The following is a 6,634-nucleotide window of genomic DNA, read 5'->3' as shown; positions in this document are numbered from 1 at the left end:
GTCGCTCTTATTCAAACCTCGATTCTACCTTGCCCGGGCGGGGGTTATCCACAGGGAGGGGCATAAGCGTCTATATGGCGCCCCCTTAACTGTTTGACAAGACAGGGAAAACTTGCTGAAATGGTGGGCTTTTCCGAATTCTGTCTGTCAGAAGGTTTCGCAGAAAGCTTGGCCGGACACGCTCCCGCAAGGGCAAATTGCCAAAAGCGCAATTGCCCCTACAAGAGCAATTTGTCCGGTTTTTAGCTTTGCTGAATAGGTCGCCCGAGATGAAATTCTCGGTACAGAGCCCCGTCTAAGAGTTGTTTTTTGCGCCGGATGCAAAACCCATGCAAAACCCGTTGCAAAAACGCTCTCTGGATACCCGCTTCTGCTTGGCGCGACGTGGAACCCTCCGGGCAGGTCCCTTCTGACTTTGTTCTTTTTGTGGATCGTCCATGAAACGCACCTACCAACCTTCCGTTACCCGTCGCAAGCGCACCCATGGCTTTCGCGTGCGCATGAAAACCCGCGCTGGCCGCGCCATCCTGAGCGCCCGCCGCGCCAAGGGCCGCAAGCGTCTGGCCGTCTAAGTCCAGTTTTCCGGTTTTCCGGAAACTGACTTTTGCACGGACCGACCATATTGCAAGATCTCTCGCAATCCTGTTCCGGTTCCGCGCAACCGCCTGATCCGCAGTCCATGCCGCGCTCCACGCTTCCCCCGGAGGCGCGGCTGCATCGCCCCTCCGAGTTTGCCGCCGCCCTTAAAGGCCGGCGTCTTGCCCGAGGGGCATTCTTCATTGTGAGCGCCGCTCCCAATGATCTGCCTCCCGGCCAGGACGCCTGTGCTCGTTTGGGGCTCATCATCGCCAAGCGGTTTGCCGCCCACGCCTCCACGCGCAACGCCTTGAAGCGGGTCATCCGCGAAGCGTTCCGCCATCGGCGCCTGGCGCTGCCGGCAAAAGATTACGTCGTGCGCCTGCATAGCAAGGTTGCGCCCGCCACGCTCACTGCGCTGAAACGCGCTGCCCGAGCCGAAGTGGACGCTCACTTTGATCGGATCGCACGATGATCAAGGCACTACTCATTGCCCCGATCCGGTTCTACAGGTTCTTCCTGAGTCCCTGGATCGGCCGGCAGTGCCGTTTTACTCCGACCTGCTCGGCGTACGCGATCGAAGCGATCGAGCGCCACGGTGCATGGCGCGGCTTCTGGATGGGAGTCCGGCGCATCGGCCGGTGCCACCCCTGGTCGCCCGGTGGCCTGGATCCGGTTCCACCGGCCAAGGGAACCAACGACGCCCGGTGCTGCTCCCACAGCCACCGCATCGAGCACGATTGACGCTAAACTGGCGGGCTTTGCTGGCCCGTATTCACTTCAGTAGGCACCATGGATATCCGACGAACCGTCCTCTGGATGATTTTTTCCTTTTCGCTGTTGCTCCTTTGGAACAACTGGCAAATCCATAACGGCAAGCCGTCGCTGTTCGGGGCCCCGCCCGCGGCCAGCACGAGCGAAGCGCCGGCTGCGGCCAACAACGCGACGCCGTCCGTGCCCAGCGCCCCGGCTGCCACCGCGGCCCCGGCCTCCACGGTGCCTGGCGCCGCCACGCCCGTTCCCACGCGCTCCGAAGAAGTCGTCATCACCACCGACGTGCTGCGCCTGACCTTCGACACGATGGGCGCCCAGCTGGTGCGCGCCGAACTGCTGAAGTACCCGGCCACCGGCCAGGCCGACAAGCCCACGGTTCTGCTGGACCGCTCGGCGGGCCTGAACTACGTGGTGCAGACCGGCGTTGTCGGCGCCCCCAGCGGCCAAAGCTTCCCCACGCACCAGACGCCTTTCCGTCTGGTCTCCCAGGAACGCGAACTGACCGGCGACAACCTGGTCGTCACGTTCGAAGGCGAATCCGGCGGCGTGAAGGTCACCAAGACGTTCACCCTGCACCGTGGCCGCTACGACATCGACGTGCGCCATGACCTGGCCAACGTCGGCACCGCCCCCGTCACGCCCTCGCTGTACCTGCAGATCGAGCGCGACGGCAACGACCCGGCCGACACGTCCAGCTTCTATCACACGTTCACGGGCTTTGCCGTCTACTCGGACCAGGACAAGTTCCAGAAGAGCACGTTCAGCGACATCCAGAAGAAGAAGGCCAGCTACATCAAGCAGGCGGACAACGGCTGGATCGCCGTCGTCCAGCACTACTTCGCCACGGCCTGGGTGCCCCCGCAAGGCAAGCCGCGCACCAACGAACTGCTTGAAGTCCAGCCGAACCTGTACGCCGGCCGCAGCATCGAAGCCGTCGGCGACATCGCCCCGGGCGCTGCCGCGCGCGTCGATTCGCACCTGTGGGTCGGTCCGCAAGACCAGAAGGCCATGGCGGCGCTCGCCCCCGGCCTGGAACTGGTGGTCGACTATGGCTGGCTGACCATCATCGCCAAGCCGCTGTTCACCCTGATGACCTGGCTGCATTCCATCCTGGGCAACTGGGGTTGGACGATCGTGGCGCTGACCGTGCTGATCAAGGCCGTGTTCTACCCCCTGGCCGCCGCCAGCTACCGCTCCATGGCCCGCATGAAGCAGGTCGCTCCGCGCCTGCAGGCCCTGAAGGAAAAGTACGGCGACGACAAGCAGAAGCTCAATGCGGCCATGATGGAGATGTACCGCACCGAGAAGATCAACCCGCTGGGCGGCTGCCTGCCGATGCTGGTTCAGATTCCGGTGTTCATCTCGCTGTACTGGGTGCTGCTGGCCAGCGTGGAAATGCGCGGCGCGCCGTGGATCCTGTGGGTGCACGACCTGTCGGTCCGCGATCCGTTCTTCATTCTGCCCGCCATCATGATGGCCACCATGTTCCTGCAGATCAAACTGAACCCGACGCCCCCGGATCCCATCCAGGCCAAGGTCATGATGATCATGCCGCTGGTGTTCGGCGGGATGATGTTCTTCTTCCCGGCCGGCCTGGTGCTGTACTGGTGCGTCAACAACATCCTGTCGATCGCGCAGCAGTGGTCCATTACCCGCGCCATCCAGAAAAAGTCGGAAGCGGCAGCCAACCGCTGATCGCCTTCCCGACACAAGAAACCGGCCTTTCGAGGCCGGTTTTTTTACGCCCGTTGCCAATGAAACGCGAAAGGCACACTCAGCATTTTCTATGCCCATGAGGCCTATACATAGGTATTACTTATCGGCAAAGCAGGATCAATCAACTTCACACCGTCAACCATGACACCTATGATGGCTCTGAATTTGCCCTCCGGCGTCCCGCCCGCCGGAGTTTTTGCTGCAACGCGCGCGGCCCGCCAAGCGGATCCGCGTCATCCAGAAATGATCTAGGGAGTGTGCCATGACCGACAAGAAGCCTCTGACTACCGCCTCGGGCGCCCCAGTACCGGACAACAACAACACCCTGACCGCCGGCCCCCGCGGCCCGGCCCTGCTGGAAGATTTCTGGCTGATTGAAAAACTTGCCCACTTCGACCGCGAACGCATTCCCGAGCGCGTCGTCCACGCCAAGGGCTCCGGCGCCTACGGCAAGTTCACCGTCACCCACGACATCACCCGCTACACCCGCGCCAACATCTTTTCCAAAGTCGGCAAAGAGACGCCGCTCTTCCTGCGCTTTTCGACCGTCGCCGGCGAACGCGGCGCGGCCGATGCCGAGCGCGACGTGCGCGGCTTTGCCATCAAGTTCTACACCGACGAAGGCAACTGGGATCTGGTCGGCAACAACACGCCCGTCTTCTTCATCCGCGACCCGCTGAAGTTCCCCGACTTTATCCACACCCAGAAGCGCGATCCCAAGACCAACCTGCGCAACGCCACCGCGGCGTGGGATTTCTGGTCGCTCAACCCCGAATCGCTGCACCAGGTCACCACGCTGATGAGCGATCGCGGCATCCCCGCCAACCTGCGCCAGCAGCACGGCTTTGGCTCGCACACGTTCAGCTTCATCAACGCCAATAACGAACGCTTCTATGTGAAGTTCCACTTCAAGTCGCAGCAGGGCATCGCCTGTCTGACCGATGAAGAGGCCGCGCAGGTCGTCGCCCACGACCGCGAAAGCTCGCAGCGTGACCTGTTCCAGAACATCGAGGAGGGCAATTTCCCGAAGTGGACGCTGAAGGTGCAGATCATGCCCGAGGCCGAAGCGGCGACGTATCACATCAACCCGTTCGACCTGACCAAGGTCTGGCCGCATGGCGACTACCCGCTGATCGAGGTCGGCGTGCTGGAGCTGAACCGCAACCCCGAAAACTACTTCGCCGAGGTCGAGCAGGCCGCCTTCACGCCGGCAAACGTGGTCCCGGGCATCGGCTTCTCGCCGGACAAGATGCTGCAGGGCCGCCTGTTCTCGTATGGCGACACGCACCGCTATCGCCTGGGCATCAACCATCACCAGATCCCGGTGAATGCGCCCAAGTGCCCGTTCCACAGCTTCCATCGCGACGGGGCTGGCCGGGTGGACGGCAATGCCGGCGCCACGATCAACTACGAGCCCAACAGCGCGGGCGAATGGAAGGAAACGCCCTCGGCGGCCGAACCGCCGCTGGCGCTGGACGGCCAGGCCGCAGCCCGCTGGAACCATCGCGTCGACGACGACTATTACTCGCAGCCGGGCGCCTTGTTCCGCCTGATGACGCCGGCCCAGCAGGAATTGCTGTTCGGCAACATCGGCCGCCACATGGCGAGCGTGCCGGAAGTCATCCAGCGCCGCCAGCTGGATCACTTCCGGAAGGCCGATCCGGCCTATGCCGAAGGCGTCGCCAAGGCGTTGGGGCTGAAGCTGTAAGCGCTTCGCACCATCCATGAGAAGGGGGGCGGCATCATGGCCGCCCCACTTTTTCATTCTGATCGCACGATCGCTGCAACAATCGCTGCAACAATCACCGTAATCATCCCGCGGCATCCGCCGCGAGCCGCACGTCAATCACCGCTGCATCCCCCACCGCCGCACCGTCAGCCGCTCCAGCGTATCGAACGCCAGGTTTTCCACAAGCAGGCCAATGATGACCACCGCGGCCAGGCCCGCGAACACCCGGTCTGTGTATAACTCGTTGCGGTTCTGAAAGATGTACCAGCCCAGCCCGCCCTTGCCGCTGGACGCGCCAAACACCAGTTCGGCGGCAATCAGCGTGCGCCACGCAAACGCCCAGCCGATCTTCAATCCGGCCAGGATGGCGGGCAGGGCAGCCGGCACCAGAATCTGCAGGACGTACCGCAACCCGGTCAGCCCGTAATTGCGCCCCGCCATCCGCAGGGTGTCAGACACCCCCAGAAAGCCCGCATACATGTTCAGCGCCAGCGCCCACAGTACGGAGTGGATCAGCACGAACACCAGACTGCCTTCGCCCAGCCCGAACCACAGCAGCGCCAGCGGCAGCAGGGCAATCGCCGGCAGCGGGTTGAACATCGCCGTCAGGGTGGACAGCAGATCACGGCCGAACCGCGTGGACACCGCCAGCGTCGTCAGCACAAAGGCAAGCACGACACCCGCCAGGTAGCCCTGCACCAGCACGCGCATCGACTGTCCGGCGCGCGCCAGCAGCTCGCCGCTGGTCACGCCATCGACAAAGGCCTGCGCGGTCTGCCATGCGCCGGGCAACAGCAGATCATTGTCGGTATAACGCGCCGCCAGCTCCCACACCGCCGCCAACAGGACAAGGATCACGCCCTTGCGCAGGGCGGCGTGCTGCCACAGCCGCTCGTGCCACGGCAGCGGCGCTTCGGCGGCCTGCGGGGGCAGGGGCGGCAGGTCGTATTCCACCTCGGGGCGAATGAACGCCGATCCGGCATGGCTGATGCTCATGCGCGCTCCTTTCAGGCCGCCGCGCGCTCGGCCTGAGCCAGCGGGGCGGTTTCGAACAACAAGTCGTGAATGCGGCGCGACGCCGCCTGAAACGCCGCTGATCCCTGGCTGTGCAGGTCAAAGCCGTGCGCATTCAGTTCGGCGCGCACGCGGCCCGGATGCGGGGACAGCAACAGGATGCGGCTGCCCAGCACCAGCGCCTCTTCGATCGAGTGCGTTACGAACAGCAGCGTGAACCGCACGTCGTCCCACAGCGCCATCAGTTCTTCCTGCATGCGCCGCCGCGTCAGCGCATCCAGCGCCGCGAAGGGCTCGTCCATCAGCAACACGCGCGGCTGCATGGCCAGCGCCCGCGCAATGGCCACGCGCTGCTTCATGCCGCCCGACAGCGTATGCGGATAGGCATCGGCAAAGGCCGCCAGCCCCACCTTGTCCAGGTAATGCATCGCCCGTTCATCGGCCTCGCGCCGGTTGAGCTTGCGCGAGGCCAGCAGCGGAAACGCCACGTTCTGGCGCAGCGTCTTCCAGGGCGGCAACTGGTCGAATTCCTGGAACACCACGATGCGGTCCGGGCCAGGCCCTTGCACGGTCTTGCCGTCGATCGCGATCCGTCCCTCAGTGGGTTCGATGAAGCCCGCAACCGCCTTGAGCAGCGTCGATTTCCCGCAGCCGGACGGCCCGAGCAGAATGAAACGCTCGGCGCCGTGCACGTCAAAACTGACCTGATGCGTCGCGCGCACACGCCGTTCGCGCGTCTTATATTCGATCGACACCTTATCCACAGCCAGCAAAGGCGTGGGCCGTTGAACGTTATCCACAGGGGCGGCGGGGCTCACAGCCATG

The 6,634-nt window shown here is 63.7% G+C and carries 7 protein-coding genes; 5 read left to right on the top strand and 2 right to left on the bottom strand.

Features of this window, described 5'->3' with window-relative positions; translation table 11 throughout:
* Positions 1–437: 437 nt before the first annotated feature.
* From rpmH to AB3147_RS28255, 5 genes are all read left to right on the top strand, one after another.
* The gene (gene rpmH / locus AB3147_RS28275) at positions 438–572 is read left to right on the top strand and encodes a 50S ribosomal protein L34 (protein WP_006228069.1); all 135 of its coding nucleotides are present in this window, start codon (positions 438–440) and stop codon (positions 570–572) included.
* A 107-nt stretch (positions 573–679) separates the two neighbouring features.
* Complete coding sequence (locus AB3147_RS28270) at positions 680–1,051, top strand: ribonuclease P protein component (protein WP_239215855.1); 372 nt, start codon at positions 680–682, stop codon at positions 1,049–1,051.
* On the top strand, positions 1,048–1,320 hold the full coding sequence (gene yidD / locus AB3147_RS28265) for a membrane protein insertion efficiency factor YidD (RefSeq protein ID WP_056566024.1): 273 nt from the start codon (positions 1,048–1,050) through the stop codon (positions 1,318–1,320). Before AB3147_RS28270 ends, yidD begins: the two co-directional genes overlap by 4 nt.
* Positions 1,321–1,368: 48 nt before the next feature.
* The gene (gene yidC, locus AB3147_RS28260) at positions 1,369–3,045 is read left to right on the top strand and encodes a membrane protein insertase YidC (RefSeq protein ID WP_175124831.1); all 1,677 of its coding nucleotides are present in this window, start codon (positions 1,369–1,371) and stop codon (positions 3,043–3,045) included.
* 283 nt (positions 3,046–3,328) lie between these two features.
* A complete protein-coding gene (locus AB3147_RS28255; RefSeq protein WP_175124830.1) occupies positions 3,329–4,774 on the top strand; it encodes a catalase in 1,446 nt (481 codons plus the stop codon).
* 138 nt (positions 4,775–4,912) lie between these two features.
* Here the strand turns inward: AB3147_RS28255 and AB3147_RS28250 are convergent, their stop codons facing one another.
* Both AB3147_RS28250 and AB3147_RS28245 read right to left on the bottom strand, forming a co-directional pair.
* The gene (locus AB3147_RS28250) at positions 4,913–5,791 is read right to left on the bottom strand and encodes an ABC transporter permease (RefSeq protein WP_175124829.1); all 879 of its coding nucleotides are present in this window, start codon (positions 5,789–5,791) and stop codon (positions 4,913–4,915) included.
* Positions 5,792–5,802: 11 nt separating this feature from the next.
* Complete coding sequence (locus tag AB3147_RS28245) at positions 5,803–6,633, bottom strand: ABC transporter ATP-binding protein (RefSeq protein WP_175124828.1); 831 nt, start codon at positions 6,631–6,633, stop codon at positions 5,803–5,805.
* Position 6,634 lies beyond the last annotated feature (1 nt).

The organism is Achromobacter animicus, from assembly GCF_040775605.1.
Taxonomy (GTDB): Bacteria; Pseudomonadota; Gammaproteobacteria; order Burkholderiales; family Burkholderiaceae_B; genus Achromobacter; species Achromobacter animicus.
This window is presented reverse-complemented; position numbering and strand designations above follow the sequence as displayed.